This is a genomic window from Kitasatospora sp. NPDC032757, from assembly GCF_055579305.1.
Genome location: NZ_JBVINN010000003.1, coordinates 52,635 through 73,803 on the forward strand (window position 1 = coordinate 52,635; position 21,169 = coordinate 73,803).

Below are 21,169 nucleotides of genomic sequence, written 5' to 3' on the forward strand. Positions count from 1 at the left end.
CCCCCGAGCATGCTCGGACCCAGGCCGGACAGGACACCGGCCAAAGCCGCTCCACCACCCGCGTTGGCCGGCTCACGCACTGCCGCTTGGCACACTCGACTCCTATGATCACGCGGTGAGCTACGACATCTATTTCCTCGACCGGGGCCGGCATCAAGACTGGATCGAAGCCCTCGAAGCGCTTGGAAACGCCGGCAGCGAGCTGCCGGTCGGCTTGATCGAAGCCTGGAGGCGGATTGTGCCGCAGGCCCGGACGATCCTTGGCGATGTCGAGCTGTTCGAGGACGAGAAGTGCCTTCAGCTCACCCAGAGCCCGTCTGGCCTGGAACTGTCGATCTACGGCGAGAGCGTCGCGATCACTGTTCCCTACTGGCACTCGGGCGACCGGGCCGCGGACATCATGGCCTCGGTGCGCAGGCTGAGCGCCGTGATTGAGAAGGAGACAGGGCTCGAAGGGTTCGACCCTCAGGTGGGCGAGCCGCTCGCAGAGCTCTCTCCGCCCGGCGCGATCAACCGCATGTCAGAGATCAGCGACGGCCTGCACGAGCTCTAGCCAGCCTGATGCCGTGCCCTTTCCGTGCCCCGGTAAGCGGTGACGCACGGTGAACCACGGTCGATGACAAGCTTCGACGATCACGCTCGATGGCCGCAATCGGCGGTATGAGTGCAGGTCACTGGTGGCGCTGACCGCGTCGGGCTGGACGAGCGTTCGGCTGGGCGGTGCCGGGGTGGCCCGGGCGGTGCCGGGGTGGTCCGGGCGGTGCTGCGCAACGTGGCGGGCGGCGTGCTCGCGATGGCCCGTGACGTACAGCGGCGTCGTGCTGCTCGACCGCTTCACTGGGTGAACCCGGCCGTCCTGCGGGGTGAATCGGGTGGACGGCCGGGCAGGCCGGGGGCGGATTGTTCCGGGAGGCGGGTGGCCGACACCTGTGTTTGTGTGGGGCTCGAACTGCTTGGGAGAGGTGATCCACCGTGACGATTCCCCCGTTCGGGTCGAACGATCCGTTCTCCGATCTGCTCAGCCGGTTCTTCGGCATGAGCCCGCTGGCCTCCCCGCCCGCGGTGCAACGGGTGCCGATCGGGCGGTTGCTGAGTGAGTCCTCGCAGGAGCTGCTGGCGCTCGCCGCACGGCGCGCCGCCGAGGACGGGAGCAGCGACCTCGACACCGCGCATCTGGTCTGGGCTGCCACCCGGGTGGAACCCTCGCGCCGGATGCTGGAGCGCGCCGGCATCGATCCGGACCGGCTCGCCGACGACCTGAGCCGGGAGCTGCCCACCGGGAACGCGGAGGTCGAGGCGGACGGGCGGCCGGCGCTCACCCCCTCCGCCAAGCGCGCGCTGCTCGCCGCGCATGCCCGGTCGCAGGCCGCGGGCGCCTCCTACATCGGGCCGGAGCACATCCTCGGCGCGCTGTTGGAGGAGGAGCGCTCGGGCGCGGGCACGGCCCTGCACAACGCGGCGCCCTCGCAGGAGGCGCTGCGCACGGTGATGGACGGGCGCGGGGTGGGGGGCGAACGCAGCAGCACCGGCGCGCGTCCGAGCCAGACGCCGACCCTGGACGAGTACGGCCGGGACCTCACCGAGGAGGCGCGGTCCGGCAGGCTGGACCCGGTGGTGGGGCGGGCCGAGGAGATCGAGCAGACCGTCGAGATCCTCTCCCGGCGGACCAAGAACAACCCGGTGCTGATCGGTGAGCCGGGCGTCGGCAAGACCGCGATCGTCGAGGGGCTGGCGCAGCGGATCGTCTCCGGGGACGTGCCGCAGAGCCTCAAGGACAAGCGTGTGGTCACCCTCGACCTCGCCGCGCTGGTGGCCGGTTCCAAGTACCGGGGCGAGTTCGAGGAGCGGCTGAAGAGCGTGATCGACGAGGTCACGGCGGCCGAGAAGAGTGTGATCCTCTTCCTTGACGAGCTGCACACCGTGGTGGGCGCGGGCGGTGGCGGCGAGGGCTCGATGGACGCGGGCAACATCCTCAAGCCGGCCCTGGCCCGTGGCGAACTGAGCGTGGTCGGCGCCACCACGCTGGACGAGTACCGCAGGCACATCGAGAAGGACGCCGCGCTGGAGCGGCGGTTCCAGCCGGTGCTGGTGCCCGAGCCGACCGTCGGGGAGACGATCGAGATCCTCCAGGGGCTGCGCGACGCCTACGAGGCGCACCACCAGGTGCGGTTCACCGACGGGGCGTTGGACGCCGCCGCGACCCTCTCCGACCGGTACGTCAGCGACCGCTTCCTGCCGGACAAGGCGATCGACCTGCTCGACCAGGCCGGTGCGCGGGTGCGACTGCGCAGCCTGAGCGGCTCCACCGAGGCGATGCCGGTCCAGGACCGGATCACCAAGCTGCGCCGGGAGCTGGAGGAGGCGGTCGCGGACGAGGAGTTCGTGCGGGCGGCCAACCTCAAGACCGAGCTGCGGCAGACCGAGGACGAGCTGGCCGCGATCGCCGAGGGCCGCGAGGAGGTCGTCGAGGTCACCGCGGACGACATCGCGCAGGTGCTCTCGCGGCGGACGGGCATTCCCGTCGCCGAGCTTAACGCGACCGAGCGCGAGCGCCTGCTCAAGCTGGAGGAGCACCTCCACCAGAAGGTGATCGGGCAGGACCAGGCGGTGACGGCGGTCGCCCAGGCGGTCCGGCGCGGCCGGGCCGGGATGGGCGACCCGGACCGGCCGACCGGCTCCTTCCTCTTCCTCGGCCCGACCGGCGTCGGCAAGACCGAGCTGGCCAAGGCGCTGGCGGCGCTGCTGTTCGGCGACCCGGACCGGATGATCCGCTTCGACATGAGCGAGTTCCAGGAGAAGCACACCGTCTCCCGTCTCGTCGGCTCCCCGCCCGGATACGTCGGCTACGACGAGGCCGGCCAGCTCACCGAGGCGGTCCGCCGCAAGCCGTACAGCGTGCTGCTGTTCGACGAGGTGGAGAAGGCGCACCCGGACGTCTTCAACCTGCTGCTCCAGGTGCTGGACGACGGGCGGCTGACGGACTCCCAGGGGCGTACGGTCGACTTCCGCAACACCGTGGTCATCATGACCAGCAACATCGGCTCGCAGCGGATCCTCGACCATTCGGGTGACGTCGATGAGATCAAGGACGACCTGATGAGGGACCTGCGGACGCAGTTCCGTCCGGAGTTCCTCAACCGGATCGACGAGGTGATCGTCTTCCACGCGCTCACCCGCAAGGACCTCCTCCAGGTGGTCGACCTGATGCTGGACCGCAGCCGGCGCCGGCTGAAGGCGCAGGACGTGCAGCTGGAGGTCGCAGAGGAGGCCAAGGAGTGGCTGGTGAACCGGGGCTACCAGCCGGAGTTCGGGGCGCGGCCGCTGCGCCGGACCATCCAGTCGGAGCTGGACAACCGGATCTCCAACCTCCTGCTGGACGGCAGTGTGCAGGAGGGGGACACGTTGATCGCGGGGGTGAGTGACGGGGAGCTGGTGGTGACGACGGCCCGGCCGGAGGCCTCGGCCGCCTCTGAGGAGGCCGAGGAGCCGGCTGCGGCGGAGGGTCAGAGGTGAGCTCGCGTTCGCGCGTACTCCCGAGGGAGTACGCGCGAACGCAACTCTCGGGTGACGCGGCGGGGTGTGCGCGGGGTCTAGCCTTCCGGGCATGACGCCGCGTACACCTCAGCCGCCGTCGGCGCGTTCCGGGCCGCCGCCGGGGGAGCATCCCGCGCCGGGCGGGTTCGGCACGCCCCCGGGCGGGCATGCCGAGCCGTGGCGCCCGCCGTGGGTGCGGGCCGCCAAGGCGGGCTGGCCGGTGGCGGCGGCGGTCGTGGTCGCGGCGCTCCAGGTGGTGGGGTCCACCGCGGCCGGCCGGCACCAGAGCGGGCGGGTCCCGCTGGACGCATTCGGGTACGTGCTGCTGGTGCTCGGGCCCGTGCTGCTGGTGCTGCGCCGCCGGTGGCCGGTGGCGGTGGTCGCGGGGACCTCACTGGTCACCGCGGTGTACCTGACCGCCGGGTATCCGTACGGTCCGGTGTTCCTGAGCTGGGTGATCGCCTGTTGTGCGGCGGTCGGCTCCGGGCACCGCCGGGCCGCCTGGGCCGGGCTCGGCGGGGTCTACCTCGTCCATGCGCTGGTCACCTTCGCGGTGCCGGCCGACTGGCAGCGCGCGGCTCCGTCGACGATCACCTGGTGGCAGGAGCTGGGGCTGATCGCCTGGCTGCTGCTGGTGGTGTCGGTCGCCGAGATCGTGCGGTTCCGGCGGGAGCAGATGGCTGCCCACCGGGAGTACGAGCAGCAGCTGGCTCAGCGCCGGGCCAACGAGGAACGGCTGCGGATGGCGAGGGAGTTGCACGACATCCTGGCGCACAGCCTCTCGCTGATCAACATCCAGGCCGGGGTGGCGCTCGCGCTGATCGACAGCCGGCCGGAGCAGGCGCGGACGGCGCTGACCACGATCAAGGCGACCAGCAAGGAAGCGCTCGGCGAGGTCCGCCAGGTGCTCGGGACGCTGCGCGCGCCCGGGGTGGCGGCGCCGCGCGGCCCGGCGCCCGGGCTGGACCGGCTCGACGAGCTCACCGAGCAGGCGGAGCGGGTCGGGCTGGAGGTCGAGGTGCACGAGACGGGCCGCCGGCGCGCGCTGTCCGCGGGCGTCGACCTGACGGCCTTCCGGATCGTCCAGGAGGCGCTGACCAATGTGATCAGGCACTCGATCGCCCGGCAGGCGGCGGTCGTGCTGGACTGGAGGGATCCCGACGCCCTGGTCGTCAAGGTCGACGACCCGGGCCCGGCCTCGCCCGGCGACGCGGGCGGGACGGGCAGTGGGCTGGCCGGGATGCGGGAGCGGGTCGCCGCGTTCGGCGGCAGCATCACGGCGGGGCCGGTGGCGCCGTCGGCGGGGGGCGGGTTCCGGGTCCGGGCGGTGCTGCCGACGCGGCAGGGGCCCATGGTCGAGCCGACGGGCCCGGCAGGCGAGGGGCCGCGGCCCACCGGCGAGCGGCCGGCGTCCAGGGGTGAGGGGCCACGGCCCACCGGCGAGAGGGAGGGCTCGTGATCCGGGTACTGCTGGCGGACGACCAGGTGCTGGTCCGGGCCGGGTTCCGGGCGCTGCTCGACATGCAGGACGACCTCACCGTGGTCGGCGAGGCGGACGACGGCGAGGCCGCGCTCCGCCTGGCCCGCGAGCTCCTGCCGGATGTCGTCCTGATGGACATCCGGATGCCCCGGATGGACGGGCTGGAGGCCACCCGCCGGATCGCCGCCGACCCGGCGCTGGCCGAGGTGCGGGTGGTCGTGCTGACCACCTTCGAGCTGGACGAGTACGTCTTCGAGGCACTCCGCTCGGGGGCGGCCGGGTTCCTGGTCAAGGACACCGAGCCGGCCGAACTGCTCCGGGCCGTCCGGGTCGCGGTCGCCGGCGACGCGCTGCTCTCGCCGGGGGTGACGCGTCGTCTGATCGGCGAGTTCGCCGCCCGCTCCAAGGCACCGGAGGCGGCGGTGGCGGGCCTGACGGACGTCTCCGTGCTCACCGAGCGCGAGCGGGAGGTGCTGGCGCTGGTCGGCATGGGGCTCTCCAACGAGGACATCGCGCGCCGGCTGGTGGTCAGCCCGCTGACCGCGAAGACGCACGTCAGCCGGGCCATGGTGAAGCTCGGCGCGCGGGACCGGGCGCAACTCGTGGTGCTGGCCTACGAGTCGGGGCTGGTCCGGCCGGGGTGGCTGGGCTGAGGTACGGGCGGCCCGGGCGCGGGTGGTTCAGGCGCGCCGCGGGGTACCCGAGGGGGGCTCCGTACTCCCCGTGCCCCTGCGGCGCGGCCGTCCGTACTCCCGCGGGAGTATCCCGACTGCCGCTCCCCGGAGGACGCGGGAGTAGCTCCGTCGGCGGGACGCTCAAGTCACTTCGGGAACCGTCCCGAGGTCCTTGAAGCCCACCGCCGGGGAGATGAACCATCATGTACACGCTGCTGGCCGACCACGACGGGCACTGGCCGGGCCCCTGGATCCTGCTGATCCCGCTGGCCTGGGCCGCCGTGGTGTTCCTCGTGATCGTCCTCCTGCGCCGGACGGTCTGGCGCCGGGGCTGCGGAGCCGGTCCGGACCACCCGCTGGCCGTGCTGGGCCGCCGCTACGCCGAGGGCGACATCGACGCCGAGGAGTACCGCGCCAAGCGGGCCGTGCTGACAGAGTCGCGCCGCGGGCAGGGCGGCGGGCAGGGCGGCGCGCAGTACCGAGGGGGTGCCGGGAAGTGACCACCCTCGACGTCGTACGCGGCACCGCCGCGCGGGTCGCCGACGCCGTCAAGATCTACGGCGTCGGCGGTACCGAGGTCCGGGCGCTCGACCACGTCACGGTCGAGTTCCCGGCCGGGCGGTTCACCGCGATCATGGGCCCCTCCGGCTCGGGCAAGTCCACCCTGATGCACTGCGCGGCGGGGCTGGACACCCTCACCGCCGGCAGCGCCTACATCGGTGACACCGAGCTGGGCGCGCTGGGCGACCGGCGCCTCACCCTGCTGCGCCGGGAGCGGATCGGCTTCGTCTTCCAGGCGTTCAACCTGGTGCCCACGCTCACCGTCCGGGAGAACATCACCCTCCCGCTGGACCTGGCCGGCGCCGCGCCGGACCAGGCCTGGCTGGACGCGCTGATCGACGTAGTCGGCCTCGGCGACCGGCTGCACCACCGCCCGAGCGAGCTCTCCGGCGGCCAGCAGCAGCGCGTCGCGGTGGCCCGGGCGCTCGCCGGGCGGCCGCAGGTGGTCTTCGCCGACGAGCCGACCGGGAACCTCGACTCCCGCACCGGCGGTGAGGTGCTCGGGCTGCTGCGCCGCGCGGTGGACGAGATGGGGCAGGCGGTCGTCATGGTCACCCACGACCCGATGGCCGCCGGGCACGCCGACGAGGCGCTGTTCCTCGCCGACGGCCGTCTGGTCGACCGGATGGAGCGGCCCACCGCGGGCGGGGTGCTGGACCGGATGAAGGCCTTCGAACGGGGGCGGTCATGACGTCCACGACGGCCGCCGTCCGGCTCAGCCGGCGCTCGCTGGGCGCACACAAACGGCGCCTGGTCGGCACCTTCCTGTCGATCCTGCTCGGGGTCAGCTTCCTGACCGGGACGATGGTGCTCGGCGACACCCTGCGGGCCAACTTCGACACGCTGTTCGCCGACGCCAACGCCGGTACCGACGTGGTGGTCCGCAGTGCCGACGTCCTCGATTCCCCGGGGACGCCCGGCGGCGTCAGGGCACCCGTCGACACGGGGCTGGTCGACCGACTGCGCGCCGTCCCCGGGGTGGCCGCCGCCGAGGCCTCCGTCCAGGGAGCGGGCCAGCTGGTCGGCAGCGACGGCAAGCCGATCGGCGGGCAGGGACCGCCGACCCTGGCGGGCAACTGGCTCGGTGACAGCCGGCTCAACCCGTACAAACTGGCGGAGGGCCGGGCGCCCTCCGCGCCCGGCGAGGCCGTGATCAACCGGGGTGCGGCGAAGACCGGCGGGCTGCACCTCGGCTCCACCACCGTGCTGCGCACCCCCGACCCGGTGACGGTCACCATCGTCGGCATCGCGACCTTCGGGGAGAGCGCCGACGGGATGGGTCCGAGCACCTTCACCGCCCTGACCTTCGGGGACGCCGAGCGCTACCTCACGCCGAAGGGCGCCGGCCAGGCCGGATCGATCCAGCTCCGGGCCACGGGCGGGCTCTCGCAGCGCGAGCTGGTGGCCCGGATCGCCCCGCAGCTGCCGGGTGGGGTGGAGGCGGTCACCGGGGCGGCGGCCACCCAGGAGAGCACCGCGATGGTGTCCGGGCGGTTCCTGACCATGTTCACCACGCTGCTGCTGGTCTTCGCCGGGATCGCGCTGCTGGTCGCGACCTTCACCATCCACAACACCTTCGCCATCGTGGTCGCCCAGCGGACGAGGGAGAACGCCCTGCTGCGGGCGCTCGGCGCGGTGCGTGGCCAGGTGCTCGGGGCGACGCTGGCGGAGGCGCTGGCCGTCGGTGCGCTGGCCTCGCTCGGCGGGCTGATCGGCGGGATCGGGGTGGCGGCGGGGCTCAAGGCGCTGTTCTCGGTGCTCGGCTTCTCACTGCCGACCGGCGGCATGGTGATCAGCACGGCCGCGGTCGTCCTGCCGCTGCTGGTCGGCACGGTGGTGGCGGTCGGCTCGGCGCTGCTGCCGGCCGTCCGGGCCGGGCGCACCGCGCCGTTGGCGGCCCTGCGCGAGACCGGGGTGGACCGGGCGGCCGAGGGGCGGTCCGGCAGGGTCCGGGTGGGACTCGGTGCGCTGCTGGTCGCGGCCGGTGTCCCGGCCGCGGCCGTCGGGGCGACCGACGGGCCGTCGGTGACGCTGACCGCCGTCGGGGCGCTGGCGGTCCTGGCCGGCGTGGTGGTGCTCGGCCCGGTCGCCGCCGCCTTCGCGGTCCGGACGCTGGGCGCCCCGCTGCCCCGGCTGCGCGGGGTCTCGGGCACCCTGGCCCGGCGCAACGCGGCCCGTAATCCGCGCCGGACGGCGGCCACGGCGAGTGCCCTGATGATCGGCGTCGCGGTGGTCACCCTGTTCACGGTGTTCGGCGCCTCCATCAAGGCCACCCTGGATACCACGGTGAGCGCGTCGTTCGCCGGCGATCTCGCCGTCACCGCGCCCTCGTTCGGTGCGGGCGGCAGCGGGGTCAGCCCGAAGCTGGCCGACACCGTCGCCCAACTGCCCGAGGTCCGGCAGACGGTGGGCCTCGGCCGTGGCGTCGCGCGGATCGACGGCCATGGGCGGACGCTGGACGTCACCGACCCGGCGCGGCTGGCCGGCATCGTCGACCTCGGGAGGGTCGACGGCACCCTCGACACCCTGGGCACGGACGGACTGGCGGTCTCGCGCAGCGAGGCCGAGCAGCACGGCTGGCGGCTGGGCCAGAGCGTCACCGTCGGTTTCACGGACGGCGCGAGCGGCCCGTTCACCATCCGTGCCCTGTACGAGGGCGGCGGTCTGGCCGGCGACTACCTGATAACCCGCCAGGCCTGGGCTCCGCACCGTGGCCAGGACGCGGACACGATGGTGGCCGTCGGCCTGAAGAGCGGGGTGACGCTCGGCGCGGGCAAGGCCGCCGTCGAGAAGGCCGCGGCCCCGTTCGGGAACCCGAAGGTGCAGGACCGGGACGAGTACGCGGAGAGCGCCGCCGGAGGGGTCGACATGATGCTCTCGGTGGTCTACGCGCTGCTGGCGCTGGCGGTGCTGATCGCGCTGCTCGGCATCGCCAACACGCTGACGCTGGCCGTGCACGAGCGGACCAGGGAGCTGGGCCTGCTGCGAGCGGTCGGCCAGACCAGGGCGCAGCTGCGGGGCATGGTGCGTTGGGAGTCGGTGCTGGTGGCCGCCTTCGGCACGGTGGGTGGGCTCGGCCTCGGGGTCTTTCTCGGCTGGGCGCTGGTGCGGGCCTCGGACAGCGCGGGGACGGGCTCGTTCGCGGTACCGCCGGCGCAGCTCGCGGTGGTGCTGGCAGCCGGACTGCTGGCCGGTGCGGTGGCCGGCCTCCGTCCGGCGGGGCGGGCGGCGCGGCTGGACGTGCTCCGGGCGATCGCGACGGAGTGAGACGACGTGAAGCGGAGTAACCGCAGCGGACATGGAGGAGTGGGGCGAGCGGATGGCCTGAAGCGGACGCCCTGAGGCGGGCGGGACAGGCGACAGGGGCAGGAGACGGTCGGCAGGAGGCGGTAGGCATGAAGCGCTAGACACGGGGCAGGTGCGGGCGGGTGCAGGGGCCGGCCGCACCCGCCGTGGACGTCGACCCGGAGGCCTCAGGGCGCTAGGACCTCAAGCCGCGACCTCAAGCCAGGCCTCAAGCCGCGACCCCAAGCCGAGGCCCCAGGGCCGCAGGACCTCACCCGTCCTGCGGGAACACCTGCCGCAGCAGCGGGTCCGGCAGGCCGCGGCGGTGCCACTCGCGCGGGTAGCCGAGCGAGACCTCCTCGAACCGGACACCGTCGTAGTTGGTCACCCGGGGGATGTGCAGATGCCCGTAGATCATCGCGGCGGTGTTGAAGCGGCGGTGCCAGTCGGCCGTCAGCTCGGTGCCGCACCACTGGGCGAACTCCGGGTACCAGAGGACCTCGGTGGGGTGACGGACCAGCGGATAGTGGTTGACCAGGACCAGCGGCAGCTCGGGGTCGTGGGCCGCGAGCCGCTCCTCGGTGATCCGGACACGCTCGCGGCACCAGGAGTCGAGATCGGGGAACGGGTCCGGGTGGAGCATCCGCTCGTCCGCGCAGACCACGCCGCTGCTGTAGGCGGCCGCCAGGGACTCTTCCTTGGTGGTCGTCCCCGGCGCACGGAAGGAGTAGTCGTACAGCAGGAACAGCGGGGCGATGGCGACCGGCCCGCCGGCGCCCTCCCAGACCGGGTACGGGTCCTCGGGGGTCACGACACCGAGGCGGCGGCAGAGTTCCACCAGGTGCGCGTAGCGGGCGACGCCGCGCAGCTGCACCGGGTCGTCGGGGTGGGTCCACAGCTCGTGGTTGCCGGGGGCCCAGATCACGCGGGCGAAGCGTTCGGCGAGCAGGCCGAGGCTCCACTCGATGGAGGTGGTGAGTTCGGCGATGTCACCGGCGACGATCAGCCAGTCGTCGGGGGAGTCGGGCTCCAGCTTCTCCACCAGGTCGCGGTTCTCCTGGTAGGAGACGTGGAGGTCGCTCACGGCGACCAGCCTGCCTGCCCCTCCGGGGCTTCCGGACCCTCCCGTCCGTCCCGACTGCGCGTCACTCTGGTACTCGGTCGTCACTCCAGCCCCCATACAGTCACCCGGCCGATAGCGCCACAGTACGGGGACGGACGGGCGTGGCGCCGCAGATTGGCTGGATCGGTCGTTCGAGTGGCCCGGTTCCGGCCCTGGCCGGACGGTGCACGGGGCGGCCGACCCGGTGCCGTCTCAGGTGCCGATCTGCCAGAGCACGCCGTGGTCGGCGGCGGTGGTGACGAAGAGGACGGCCAGGGCGGCGACGCCGAGCACCAGGCCCAGGACGGCGCGCCCACGGCGGCGGGTGCCACGGACGAGGGCGAGCGTGGCCAGGATGATGGCGAGCGGCCCCAGGACGATGTTGAAGAGCAGCAGGCCGGGCAGGCCGAGCAGGAAGGAGGCGACGGCCAGGTTGTCGGCCTCGGCGATGGTGTGACGGCGCGTCGTCCTGGTGGCGGTGCTCGTGGCGGCGCTCGTGGCGGCGCTCGTGGTGGTGCGTGTTGCGGTGCTGGTGGCGGTGCGCGTGGCGGTGCTCATGATGGCGGCGAGTCCTTCCGAAGAGGCGCGGCGGCCGGAGGGTGAGACGGCCGAAGAGCAGGGGGGTGCCGGCTCAGCGCTGCCGCAGGCGGGCGATGCCCTCGCGGGCGCCGAATGCGAGCAGCCAGGCGGTGATGGCGGCGGAGGCGGCGAGGAAGACCGGGAGCGTGGTGTGGGCGGCGGCGCCGACGAGGACGCCCATGGCGACCAGGGCGGTGAGCAGGATCATGGCGGGCCCTTCCGGCAGCAGGCGGTGCGAGCAGGTCGTGCGAATCAGCGGTGCGAACGGGCGGTTCCGTACCGGCGGTGCGAAACCTTGGGTTTACAAGTGTTCGCTGAATCCTCGGTCACTCTACGCCCGACTGGCCAATTTCGGCAAACACTTGTTTACTGAATGATGTGAGTCACACCGTGGGGGCCAGACAGGCCCAGAAGCAGCAGAGTCGGCGCGCGTTGCTGGATGCGGGGTTGGGCCTGCTGGCCGACCAGAACCTGGCGAGCCTCGGCGTGCGCGAGGTCACCCGCGCCGCCGGGCTCTCACCGGCCGCGTTCTACCGTCACTTCCCGGACCTCGCCGCGCTCGGTGTGGCGCTGGTCGAGGAGTCGCTCGCCAGCCTCCACGTGATGGTCCGTTCGGTGCTCGCCGGGGAGGGCGGAGCCGAGAAGCTGATCGACCGGACGGTGGACGTCATCGAGCAGCACGTCCGCGAACACCGCACGCATGTGCGCTTCCTTTCGCGCGAGCGGCACGGGGGCGTGCGTCAGGTGCGGGAGGCGATCGACGCCGAACTGGGGCGGTTCGCCGAGGAGGTCGGCGCGGCGCTCGCGCTCCAGCCGGTGTCGCAGGGGTGGAGCCGGGAGGATCTGCGGATGCTGGCCGAGCTGTACGTCGACCACATGGTTTCCACGGCCGCCGCCTTTCTCGAGGCCCAGGAGGTCGACCCGGCCCGCGAGCAGCGCATCGCCGCCACCGCCCGGCTCCAGCTGAGGCTGATCAGCCTCGGTCGTCGCCACTGGCAAGGTGGCTGAAGGCGGTTGAGGTAGCCGGGGGCCGCGGCTGCGCGGCCTCTCTGTTGTGGGTGGACTCTTGACATCACGTCATGTCCGCGCCAGCTTTGGGTGCACCCCCACAACGAGAGGTCTCTCATGAAGAAGCCGCTCATAGGCATGCTCACCACGCTCCTGCTCGCCGGGGCCACCGCCCTCGCCGGAGCCCCCACCGCATCCGCAGCCCCCGCCGAAGCCGCCGCAATGACCGCGGCCACAGCAACCGCCGCCGAAGGCACTGCCGAAGGCACTGCCGACGGCGCTGCCGCCGAAAGCTTCACCGCGCAGGCGCAGGCCGCCGCTGCCGTGAACTTCGCCGGCACGGTGGCCCTCAGCAACTGTTCCGGTTCGCTGGTCCGGCTCCCCGGCTCGGCCGCCACCGACCCTGCGCTCGTCCTCTCGAACGGCCACTGCCTGGAGAGCGGCTTCCCCGGCCCGGGTGAGGTCGTGGTCAACCAGGCGTCCAGCCGCACCTTCTCGCTGCTCAACTCCACCGGCGGCAAGGCCGCGACGCTGCGCGCGACCAAGGTGGTCTACGGGACCATGACCGACACCGATGTGTCGATCTACCAGCTGAACACCACCTACGCCTCGATCCAGTCGCGCTACGGGATCGCCCCGCTGACCATCGCGGCGGGCCACCCGGTGCAGGGCACCTCGATCAAGGTGGTCTCCGGCTACTGGAAGAAGATCTACTCCTGCTCGGTCGACGGCTTCGTCTACCGGCTGAAGGAGGGCTCCTGGACCTGGAAGGACTCGGTCCGCTACACCTCCAGCTGCAACACCATCGGCGGCACCTCCGGTTCGCCCGTGGTCGACGTCAGCACCGGCCAGGTCGTCGCCGTGAACAACACCGGCAACGAGGACGGCCAGCGCTGCACCGACAACAACCCGTGCGAGGTGGACCAGAACGGCGTGGTGACCGTCCGGCAGGGCATCAACTACGCCCAGGAGACCTACGGCATCCCGGCCTGCTTCGCGACGGGCAACCGCCTCGACCTCACTCTGCCCGGCTGCACCCTGCCGCGCCCCTGACCAGCACATCTTTTCCCGGTGGGCCATCCGCGATCGGCGGGTGGCCCACTCGGCCGTCTACCGGACGGCCGTCCGACCGGCAGCCGGCCACCGGCTGCCGGAGAGTGTCGAACAGTTCCGTTGACCCGATGGAGAGTTGATGTCCACCAAGCTCAGAAGGCTGCTGGTCGCCGTTCTGCTGATACCCATGCTCGGCCTCGGCCTGGCGACGCCCGCGTTCGCGCAGGGGGAGCCCGGCAGCCCGGATGCCCGCGGCGGGTCCTCGGTCGCCGACGACGCCTCGGCCGACATCAAGGACCGCCTGGCGGCGATCCCCGGGATGACCGTCACCGAGGAGAAGCCCACCGACGCCGACCACCGCTACTTCCTGCTCACCTACACCCAGCCGATCGACCACTTCCGCCCGTGGTTGGGCACCTTCCAGCAGCGGCTGAGCGTGCTGCACCGGGGGTTCGACCGCCCGACGGTCTTCTACACCAACGGCTACACCCTGGGCACCACCCCGTCGCGCACCGAGCCGACCCGGCTGACCGACGGCAACCAGGTCTCCATCGAGTACCGGTACTTCACGCCGTCGCGCCCGGAGCCCGCCGACTGGACCAAGGCCGGCATCGAGCAGGCGGCCACCGATTCGCACCGGATCATCACCGCCCTCAAGCGGATCTACCACCGTGCGTGGCTCTCCACCGGGGCCAGCAAGGGCGGCATGTCCTCCACCTACCACCGCCGCTTCTTCCCGGAGGACGTGGACGGCACCATCGCCTACGTCGCGCCGAACGACGTCGACAACCGCGAGGACTCCGCGTACACGGAGTTCTTCGAGAACGTCGGCACCCCGGAGTGCCGTGCCGCGCTGGACGCCGCCCAGCGTGAGCTGCTGGTCCGCCGCGACCGGCTGGAGGCCCGCTACGTGGCCGACAACGCCGCCGCCGGCTCGACCTTCACCACCACCGGCAGTGCCGACCGGGCGTACGAGGCGGGCGTGCTCGACGTGGTCTGGGCGTTCTGGCAGTACAGCACCCAGGCGGACTGCGCCAGCGTCCCGCCGGGGGCCGCCGCCACCGACGACCAGCTGTACGCGTGGTTCGACGCCCAGTCCGGCATCACCGGCAACAGCGACCAGTCGCTCGCCAAGTACACCGCGTACTACTACCAGGCGGGCACCCAGCTGGGTTCGCCCACCTTCGAGGTCCCGCACCTCAAGGGGCTGCAGCACTACGACTTCAAGGAGCTGTACTCGCCGCGCACCTACGTGCCGAAGAGCATCCCGATGCGCTTCGACCCGTCCGCGATGCGTGACATCGACCGCTGGGTGAAGCACTCGGCCGAGCGGATCATCTTCGTCTACGGGCAGAACGACCCGTGGGGCGCCGAGCCGTTCCGGCTGGGCTGGGGCAGTGAGGACAGCCACGTCTACACCGTGCCCGGCGGCAACCACGGCTCCAACATCGGCAAGCTGCCGGCGGCGGAGTCGGCCGAGGCCACCGCGAAGGTGCTGGAGTGGGCCGGCCTGGCCGACCCGGCGGCGGCCCGCTCGCTCGCCCAGTCGCACCAGATCCCGCCGTTCGGCCCGCTGGACGAGGAGGGCCTGAAGCTGGAGCACAACCGCCTCTAGCGGCGACCGGGCCACCACGGCCTCCGGCGGGCGGCGGCAACGTCACCGTCCGCAACGGGCCGGGCCCAGATCGCCCGTAACAGCCGCCCGTAACAGCGGCGCGCATGTTCCACGAGGGGCCATCCGCCCGGCGAAGCGCCGGCGGATGGCCCCTTCGCGCGGGCGTGCGGCCGACGGGGGAAACAGTGCCGCGCACCCCCTCCCCGAAGCAGTGAATCGATGCTTCAATGCTTCCGTGGCCTACCGACGCACGCCCGCCGTACAAGCCCGCCTGGACGCCCAACGCGAGGCGGTGCTCCAGGCCGCGGTCCTGCTGCTCGCCGAGCGCGGCTACCGCGGCTGCTCGATGGCCGCCGTCGCGGACCGCGCCGGGATCGCCACCGGCAGCCTCTACCAGCACTTCGCCAACAAGGCCGAGCTGTCCGTCGAGCTGTTCCGCCGGGTGGTCACCCGCGAGATCGCCGCCGTCAACGAGGCCGTCGCCCGCCGCGAGACCCCGCTGCAGCGGATCGCCGCCGTCGTCGAGACCTTCGCCGCCCGCGCCCTGCGCGCGCCACGGCTCGCCTACGTGCTGCTGGTCGAACCGGCCGACGCCGTCGTGGACGCCGAACGCCTGGTGTTCCGCCGGGCGTTCCGCGACGTGATCGCCACCGAGATCGCCGCCGCCGTGGCGGCCGGCCGGCTGCCACGGCAGGACCCGGAGCTGACGGCCGCCGGCATCGTCGGCGCGGTCGGCGAGGCGCTGGCCGGCCCGCTCGCCGAGGCCCACGCACCCGCTACCGGGGACACCCCGCCCGAGGTGGTCCCCGCCCTGGTTTCCTTCACCCTGCGTGCCCTGGGAGGACGCGATGACAGCGACGCATGAGGTCACCAACCAGGTGCCCCTGCCGTACGGACACGACACCGCCGCCGACCCGGCCCTGCTCTCCGCCCTGCACCGGGCCGGCGCCGGCTGGGCCGAGCCGGAGCTGCACGAGCTGGGCCGGCTGGCCGGCTCCGAACAGGCCGCCGAGTGGGGCCGGTTGGCCAACGAGAACCCGCCCGTGCTGCGCACCCACGACCGCTTCGGCCACCGGATCGACGAGGTCGAGTTCCACCCCGCCTGGCACGAGCTGATGCGCACCGCCGTCGGCCACGGCCTGCACGCCGCGCCCTGGCGGGACGACCGGCCCGGCGCGCACGCCGCCCGCGCTGCCAAGTTCTTCGTCTGGGGCCAGGTCGAGGCCGGCCACACCTGCCCGGTCTCGATGACGTACGCCGCCGTGCCCGCCCTGCGCGCCACCCCCGCCCTCGCGGCCGAGTTGGAGCCGCTGCTGGCCGCCACCGAGTACGACTTCGGGCTGCGCGAGCCGCACGGCAAGCGCGGGCTGATCGCCGGCATGTCGATGACCGAGAAGCAGGGCGGCTCGGACGTCCGCACCAACACCACCACCGCGACCCCGCACGCGGACGGCACCTACCGGCTGACCGGGCACAAGTGGTTCACCTCGGCGCCGATGTCGGACCTCTTCCTGACGCTGGCCCAGGCGCCGGGTGGGCTCAGCTGCTTCATGCTGCCGCGCATCCTCCCGGACGGCGGCCGAAACCGCCTCCACCTCCAGCGGCTCAAGGACAAGCTGGGCAACAAGTCCAACGCTTCCGCCGAGATCGAGTACGACGGCGCGGTCGGCTGGCTGGTCGGCGAGGAGGGCCGGGGCGTCCCGACCATCATCGAGATGGTCAACATGACCCGCCTCGACTGCACCATCGGTGCCGCCTCCGGCATGCGCCTCGGCGCCACCAGGGCCGTCCACCACGCCGTCCACCGCCACGCTTTCGGCCGGGCGCTGGTCGACCAGCCGCTGATGCGCAACGTGCTCGCCGACCTGGTGGTGGAGTCCGAGGCGGCCACCATCGTCGCGATGCGGCTCGCCCAGGCCACCGACCTCGCCCTCGCCGGGGACGAGTCCGAGACGCTGGTGCGGCGCCTGGGGCTGGCCGTCACCAAGTACTGGGTCTGCAAGCGCGGTCCGGCGCACGCGGCGGAGGCACTGGAGTGCCTCGGCGGCAACGGCTACGTCGAGGAGTCCGGCATGCCCCGGCTCTACCGGGAGGCGCCGCTGGTCTCGATCTGGGAGGGCTCCGGCAACGTCGCCGCCCTGGACGCACTGCGCGCCATGGCCAAGCGGCCGGACACCGTCGAGGCCTTCCTCGGCGAGCTGGACGCGGCCGCCGGCGCGGACCGCCGGCTCGATGCCGCCGTCGCCGGACTCCGCAAGCAGTTCGCCGACCTGAGCGACGTGGAGTTCCGGACACGCCGGCTGGTCGAGTCGATGGCGCTGGCCTTCCAGGGCTCGCTGCTGGTCCGCCACGGCGACCCGGCGGTGGCGGATGCCTTCTGCGCCTCCCGCCTCGGAGGTGACCACGGCGCCGCCTTCGGCACCCTGCCCTCCGGCCTCGACGCCGGGGCGATCATCGACCGCGCCCGCCCGGTGCCCGCATGAGCGACGACGAGGTGGCGGACGTCCGCGGCTTCTGGCAGGGCCTCGGTCTGCCCGGCCTGATCGACGTGCACACCCACTTCATGCCGAAGAACGTCCTCGACAAGGTGTGGGCGTACTTCGACGCGGCCGGCCCGCTCGTCAACCGCCCCTGGCCGATCACCTACCGCCAGGCCGAGGCCGAACGCGTCGAGCGCCTGCGGGAGTTCGGCGTCCGGGCGTTCACGTCCATGCTGTACCCGCACAAGCCCGGCATGGCCGCCTGGCTGAACGCCTGGGCCGCCGGCTTCGCCGCCCGCACCCCGGACTGCCTGCACACCGCGACCTTCTTCGCCGAGCCCGAGGCGCCCTCCTACGTGGCGCGGGCGATCGAGGACGGCGCCCGGGTGTTCAAGGCACACCTCCAGGTCGGCGGCTACGACCCGACGGACCGCCGGCTGGACGAGGTCTGGGGGCTGCTCGCGGAGACCGGCACCCCGGTGGTCAGCCACTGCGGATCCGGCCCGGTGGCGGGCAAGTTCACCGGCCCCGGCCCGATGGGCGAGGTGCTGGACCGGCACCCGGGCCTGGTCCTGGTGGTCGCCCACCTCGGCATGTCCGAGTACCGCGACTTCCTCGACCTCGCCGAGAGACACCCGTCCGTCCGGCTGGACACCACCATGGCGTTCACCGACTTCGTCGAGGCCGACGATCCGTTCCCACGCGTCGAACTGCCGCGCCTGCGCGCCCTCCAGGACCGCGTCCTGCTCGGCAGCGACTTCCCCAACATCCCGTACCGGTACATGCACCAGCTGGAGGCGCTGGACCGGCTGGGCCTGGGGGAGGAGTGGCTTCGCGCGGTCTGCCACGACAACGCGGCCACGCTGTTCGGCCTGGCCGGCCGCTGAGCCGGGCACGGTCACGCTGTTCGGCCTGGCCGCCCCGCTGACGTCGCCATGGCCACGCAGTTCGGCCTCCCCGGCCGCTGCCGCCGGCACCGCCACGCCGTTCGGTCCGGGTGGTCGCCGACGCCGGCGGTCACCCGACCGGACGCAGCAGCCTCAGCACGTCCGCGTGCAGCCCGGGCGCGGCGGCGAGGAAGCTGTCGGAGCCGGCCGTCCAGGCCGCCCCGGCGGCGTCCGTCACCGTCGCGCCCGCCTCGGCCGCGATCAGCGCCCCCGGCAGCAGGTTGCCCGCGTCCACCCCGTACTCCCAGAACAGCGTCAGCTGCCCCGATCCGACCTGGGCGACCTGCAGTGACGTCGGCCCGAGGTTGCGGACCGCCAGCACCGAGCCCAACACCGCCGTCAGCGACTCGCCCGCGCGGCGCAGTGCCACCGGGTCCGAGGCCATCAGCGGTGGCTGGCTGGTCCCGGCGACGGCCACCGGCAGCTCGCGCTCCGGCGGTGCGACGGGCCGCCCGTCGAGCTCGGCGCCGCCGCCCCGCACCGCGCGGTACGTCCGCCCGCCGAGCTCCGGCGCGTGCACCACGGCCAGCACCGCGACACCGTCCCGGAGCAGGGTGGCGGTGACCGCCCACTGCTGCTGGCCGAGCAGGTACTGCACGGCGCCGTCGGTGGCGTCGCAGAGCCACCACTCGCCCTCGGCCGGCACCGCGCCCTCCAGTTCGTCGGTCACCCAGCCGGCCTGCGGGCGCAGTTCGCCCAGCCGTGCCCGCAGGTGGGCGGCGGCCGGGCCGTCCAGCTCGGCGAAGTGAGCCATCGCCTCCGCGACCGTCCGCGCGGGGGTGGGCTCGGCCGGGCGCACCGCCGCCAGCCGCGCGCCGACCTCCCGCACCGCCGCCTCGACCCCGGGCAGCAGCTCCCTCAGCTCCTGGACCTCGTCGTTCATCGCTTCTCCTGTCCTGTCCGCCGCGGGCCGGTAGCGGCATCTTCCGGCCGCCCGGGACAAGGAGTACCGTCATTGCTGTCGAATAGGACGGCATGGCGGCCAGAACTGACGGGGATCGGACTTCATGGACCTATCGACTGCTGATCCGGACACGGTGCTGGACACACTGGACCGCCGTCTGGTCTGCGCCCTGCAGGTCGACGGCCGGGCCGAGACCGGCCGGATCGCCGAGGTGCTCGGTGTTTCCGCCCGGACCGTCACCCGCCGGCTGGCCAGGATGCAGCAGGCCGGTCTGCTGCGCGTGGTCCGGATGCCCGATGTCGAGGACGCCGCCGTCGGCGCGCTGCTGCTACGGGTCCGGGTGCTGCGCGGCAAGGTCGACACCATCGCGCAGGCCCTGGCGGACCGTCCGGACGTCCCGTTCGTCGACGTCATGCTCGGCGGCCAGGAGGTCGGCGCGGTGATGCTGGGCGACGCCGGCTCCCGGCACCGGCTGCTGTACGGGCAGCTGCCCGCCACCGCGGCGGTCACCGAGACCACCACGCACGCGGTGCTGCACGCCTTCTCCGACGCGGGGCGGTGGCAGGCCGGCTACCTGGACGAGGCCGAGGTGGCCGCGCTGACTCCTGCTGCCCCGGCGCCGCCCGCCGACGGCCCCCGGGAGAGGTCCCCGCTCGACGCGCTCGACCGGGCCCTGCTCGCCCGCCTCTCCGTCGACGCCCGGCAGTCCCACGCCGCCCTGGCGGCGGCCGTCGGCGCGCCGGAATCGACCGTCCGCCGCCGGCTGCACCGGCTCACCGCAGCCGGTCTGCTCCGCACCCACGCCACCGTCGACCCACGGCTGCTGGGCATGGCGGTGGACGCCAACCTCTGGCTGGACGTCCCGCCGGGCCGGCTCGCCGAGGTCGGTACGGCGCTGGCCCGCCACCCCCAGGTGCACGGGGTCTTCGCCACCAGCGGCCCGGCCAACCTGATGGCCACCCTGTTCTGTGCGGATCACGGCGGCCTCTACCGCTTCCTCACCGGGACGCTCGGCCCGCTCGGCGTCGACCGCGCCGAGACGGCCATCGTCGCCCGCGCGGTCAAACGGGCGGGTGTCCCGTTGCAACGCCCGCGCCCACGGCCCTGACCCGGCCCCGACCCGAACCTGCGGCGCTTCCTCGCACCCGACGCGGTGGTCAGTGGCGGCAACGGCCTCGCCTACCTGGCCTTCTCCGGGCCGCTCGGCGACCTGCCGGGTGTCGGCGGATCCACCCTGGTCGAGCTGGGCGCCGTCCGCCCGTCCCCGTACCGGCCTCGATCCCCGGGGTCGTCATGGCAGGACCGTACCGGGTGGGCCGTTCCGGCCGGTCAGGCTCCGGTGGTCGAGCCCGGCCGGATGATCATCAGCACCACGACAACCGCCCAGAGCAGGTTGAAGACGCCGGCGGTCATCGGCAGCAGCCGCAGGCCCTGAACGGCCTTGCCGTGCTCCGGGGCCCCGCCGTCGAGGTCGAGCGCGTCCACCGCCGCCTGCTGGGCGGGGAGCACGAAGAGCAGGAGGGAGAGCGCGGCGAGTGCGGTGAGCACCATCGAGACGATCAGCCAGGACTGCCCGAGCACGTCCATCACCTGGGCGACGCCGATTCCCATCACCGGGACGGCTATCCCCAGCAGCGCGTAGACCTGGGTGATCCGGTGCAGCAGGCGCAGGGTGCCCGCCTCGGCGGCCCGGTCGGGTCCGCCGGCCAGAGCGGCCTTCGCCCGGCGCGGGAACATGCTGACGGCCACCGCCACCGGGCCGATGAACAGCACCGAGGCGAGGACGTGCAGGCTCAGCAGGAACTTGGCCATGGCGGGGGCACCCCTTGATCCAACGGGGGCTGCGCGCCGGGGACGCGGCGCGGGCAGCCGGGGCGTCCGGTTTCCGTGCCCCGAGCAGGCACGCTAACACCGCTTATCCGGGGCGCCGCCGGTCGGGTCGGGCCT

General features: G+C 73.1%; 19 protein-coding genes. 14 read left to right on the forward strand and 5 right to left on the reverse strand.

Annotated features, from left to right (window positions below; genetic code table 11):
* Positions 1–115 precede the first annotated feature (115 nt).
* The 7 genes from ACZ5WK_RS05785 to ACZ5WK_RS05815 all read left to right on the forward strand — a co-directional run bounded on the left by ACZ5WK_RS05785 (position 116) and on the right by ACZ5WK_RS05815 (position 9,516).
* Entirely contained in the window at positions 116–553 is a 438-nt protein-coding gene (locus ACZ5WK_RS05785) for a hypothetical protein (protein ID WP_465545334.1), read from the forward strand.
* A 419-nt stretch (positions 554–972) separates the two neighbouring features.
* Complete coding sequence (locus ACZ5WK_RS05790; protein ID WP_465545336.1) at positions 973–3,513, forward strand: ATP-dependent Clp protease ATP-binding subunit; 2,541 nt, start codon at positions 973–975, stop codon at positions 3,511–3,513.
* Positions 3,514–3,604: 91 nt separating this feature from the next.
* Positions 3,605–4,993: a sensor histidine kinase gene (locus tag ACZ5WK_RS05795; RefSeq protein ID WP_465545338.1), complete on the forward strand. Its 1,389-nt coding sequence runs from the start codon at positions 3,605–3,607 to the stop codon at positions 4,991–4,993.
* On the forward strand, positions 4,990–5,667 hold the full coding sequence (locus ACZ5WK_RS05800) for a response regulator (RefSeq protein WP_465545340.1): 678 nt from the start codon (positions 4,990–4,992) through the stop codon (positions 5,665–5,667). The genes ACZ5WK_RS05795 and ACZ5WK_RS05800 overlap by 4 nt, the downstream gene beginning before the upstream one ends.
* 224 nt (positions 5,668–5,891) lie before the next feature.
* Complete coding sequence (locus ACZ5WK_RS05805; protein ID WP_465545342.1) at positions 5,892–6,188, forward strand: SHOCT domain-containing protein; 297 nt, start codon at positions 5,892–5,894, stop codon at positions 6,186–6,188.
* Complete coding sequence (locus ACZ5WK_RS05810; protein WP_396319581.1) at positions 6,185–6,940, forward strand: ABC transporter ATP-binding protein; 756 nt, start codon at positions 6,185–6,187, stop codon at positions 6,938–6,940. Before ACZ5WK_RS05805 ends, ACZ5WK_RS05810 begins: the two co-directional genes overlap by 4 nt.
* Positions 6,937–9,516: an ABC transporter permease gene (locus tag ACZ5WK_RS05815; protein ID WP_465545345.1), complete on the forward strand. Its 2,580-nt coding sequence runs from the start codon at positions 6,937–6,939 to the stop codon at positions 9,514–9,516. Before ACZ5WK_RS05810 ends, ACZ5WK_RS05815 begins: the two co-directional genes overlap by 4 nt.
* A 289-nt stretch (positions 9,517–9,805) precedes the next feature.
* On the opposite strand, the gene ACZ5WK_RS05820 is transcribed toward ACZ5WK_RS05815, so the two are convergent.
* From ACZ5WK_RS05820 to ACZ5WK_RS05830, 3 genes are all read right to left on the reverse strand, one after another.
* Positions 9,806–10,714: a metallophosphoesterase family protein gene (locus tag ACZ5WK_RS05820; RefSeq protein WP_465545347.1), complete on the reverse strand. Its 909-nt coding sequence runs from the start codon at positions 10,712–10,714 to the stop codon at positions 9,806–9,808.
* A 135-nt stretch (positions 10,715–10,849) separates the two neighbouring features.
* Entirely contained in the window at positions 10,850–11,194 is a 345-nt protein-coding gene (locus ACZ5WK_RS05825; protein WP_465545349.1) for a DUF4190 domain-containing protein, read from the reverse strand.
* Positions 11,195–11,267: 73 nt separating this feature from the next.
* The gene (locus ACZ5WK_RS05830) at positions 11,268–11,423 is read right to left on the reverse strand and encodes a hypothetical protein (RefSeq protein ID WP_465545351.1); all 156 of its coding nucleotides are present in this window, start codon (positions 11,421–11,423) and stop codon (positions 11,268–11,270) included.
* Positions 11,424–11,593: 170 nt separating this feature from the next.
* Between ACZ5WK_RS05830 and ACZ5WK_RS05835 the strand changes: the two genes are divergently transcribed.
* From ACZ5WK_RS05835 to ACZ5WK_RS05860, 6 genes are all read left to right on the forward strand, one after another.
* Positions 11,594–12,223, forward strand: coding sequence for a TetR family transcriptional regulator (locus ACZ5WK_RS05835; RefSeq protein WP_465545353.1), 630 nt, complete (start codon positions 11,594–11,596; stop codon positions 12,221–12,223).
* 117 nt (positions 12,224–12,340) lie between these two features.
* A complete protein-coding gene (locus tag ACZ5WK_RS05840; protein ID WP_465545355.1) occupies positions 12,341–13,276 on the forward strand; it encodes a S1 family peptidase in 936 nt (311 codons plus the stop codon).
* Positions 13,277–13,415: 139 nt separating this feature from the next.
* Positions 13,416–14,891: a S28 family serine protease gene (locus ACZ5WK_RS05845; RefSeq protein WP_465545357.1), complete on the forward strand. Its 1,476-nt coding sequence runs from the start codon at positions 13,416–13,418 to the stop codon at positions 14,889–14,891.
* Between the two features lie 235 nt (positions 14,892–15,126).
* On the forward strand, positions 15,127–15,756 hold the full coding sequence (locus ACZ5WK_RS05850; RefSeq protein WP_465545359.1) for a TetR/AcrR family transcriptional regulator: 630 nt from the start codon (positions 15,127–15,129) through the stop codon (positions 15,754–15,756).
* Positions 15,740–17,374 (forward strand): acyl-CoA dehydrogenase family protein, encoded by a 1,635-nt coding sequence (locus tag ACZ5WK_RS05855; protein WP_465545361.1) that lies wholly within the window; start codon positions 15,740–15,742, stop codon positions 17,372–17,374. The genes ACZ5WK_RS05850 and ACZ5WK_RS05855 overlap by 17 nt, the downstream gene beginning before the upstream one ends.
* Entirely contained in the window at positions 17,371–18,258 is an 888-nt protein-coding gene (locus tag ACZ5WK_RS05860; protein WP_465545363.1) for an amidohydrolase family protein, read from the forward strand. The genes ACZ5WK_RS05855 and ACZ5WK_RS05860 overlap by 4 nt, the downstream gene beginning before the upstream one ends.
* A 130-nt stretch (positions 18,259–18,388) precedes the next feature.
* On the opposite strand, the gene ACZ5WK_RS05865 is transcribed toward ACZ5WK_RS05860, so the two are convergent.
* Positions 18,389–19,201 carry an inositol monophosphatase family protein gene (locus ACZ5WK_RS05865; protein WP_465545365.1) on the reverse strand — a complete coding sequence of 271 codons (813 nt, stop codon included), beginning with the start codon at positions 19,199–19,201 and terminating at the stop codon, positions 18,389–18,391.
* A 124-nt stretch (positions 19,202–19,325) separates the two neighbouring features.
* Here ACZ5WK_RS05865 and ACZ5WK_RS05870 point away from each other — a divergent pair, with 124 nt between their 5' ends.
* The gene (locus tag ACZ5WK_RS05870) at positions 19,326–20,330 is read left to right on the forward strand and encodes an Lrp/AsnC family transcriptional regulator (RefSeq protein ID WP_465545367.1); all 1,005 of its coding nucleotides are present in this window, start codon (positions 19,326–19,328) and stop codon (positions 20,328–20,330) included.
* Positions 20,331–20,551: 221 nt separating this feature from the next.
* Here the strand turns inward: ACZ5WK_RS05870 and ACZ5WK_RS05875 are convergent, their stop codons facing one another.
* Positions 20,552–21,034, reverse strand: coding sequence for a DUF2269 family protein (locus tag ACZ5WK_RS05875; protein WP_465545369.1), 483 nt, complete (start codon positions 21,032–21,034; stop codon positions 20,552–20,554).
* Positions 21,035–21,169 lie beyond the last annotated feature (135 nt).

Bases quoted from the DNA above. Each gene is read 5' to 3' on its own strand.
- ACZ5WK_RS05865 (WP_465545365.1), bottom strand. From the start codon at position 19,201: ATGAACGACGAGGTCCAGGAGCTGAGGGAGCTGCTGCCCGGGGTCGAG.
- ACZ5WK_RS05845 (WP_465545357.1), top strand. From the start codon at position 13,416: ATGTCCACCAAGCTCAGAAGGCTGCTGGTCGCCGTTCTGCTGATACCC.
- ACZ5WK_RS05870 (WP_465545367.1), top strand. From the start codon at position 19,326: ATGGACCTATCGACTGCTGATCCGGACACGGTGCTGGACACACTGGAC.
- ACZ5WK_RS05820 (WP_465545347.1), bottom strand. From the start codon at position 10,714: ATGGGGGCTGGAGTGACGACCGAGTACCAGAGTGACGCGCAGTCGGGA.
- ACZ5WK_RS05860 (WP_465545363.1), top strand. From the start codon at position 17,371: ATGAGCGACGACGAGGTGGCGGACGTCCGCGGCTTCTGGCAGGGCCTC.
- ACZ5WK_RS05815 (WP_465545345.1), top strand. From the start codon at position 6,937: ATGACGTCCACGACGGCCGCCGTCCGGCTCAGCCGGCGCTCGCTGGGC.
- ACZ5WK_RS05875 (WP_465545369.1), bottom strand. From the start codon at position 21,034: ATGGCCAAGTTCCTGCTGAGCCTGCACGTCCTCGCCTCGGTGCTGTTC.
- ACZ5WK_RS05830 (WP_465545351.1), bottom strand. From the start codon at position 11,423: ATGATCCTGCTCACCGCCCTGGTCGCCATGGGCGTCCTCGTCGGCGCC.
- ACZ5WK_RS05840 (WP_465545355.1), top strand. From the start codon at position 12,341: ATGAAGAAGCCGCTCATAGGCATGCTCACCACGCTCCTGCTCGCCGGG.
- ACZ5WK_RS05855 (WP_465545361.1), top strand. From the start codon at position 15,740: ATGACAGCGACGCATGAGGTCACCAACCAGGTGCCCCTGCCGTACGGA.
- ACZ5WK_RS05825 (WP_465545349.1), bottom strand. From the start codon at position 11,194: ATGAGCACCGCCACGCGCACCGCCACCAGCACCGCAACACGCACCACC.
- ACZ5WK_RS05795 (WP_465545338.1), top strand. From the start codon at position 3,605: ATGACGCCGCGTACACCTCAGCCGCCGTCGGCGCGTTCCGGGCCGCCG.
- ACZ5WK_RS05805 (WP_465545342.1), top strand. From the start codon at position 5,892: ATGTACACGCTGCTGGCCGACCACGACGGGCACTGGCCGGGCCCCTGG.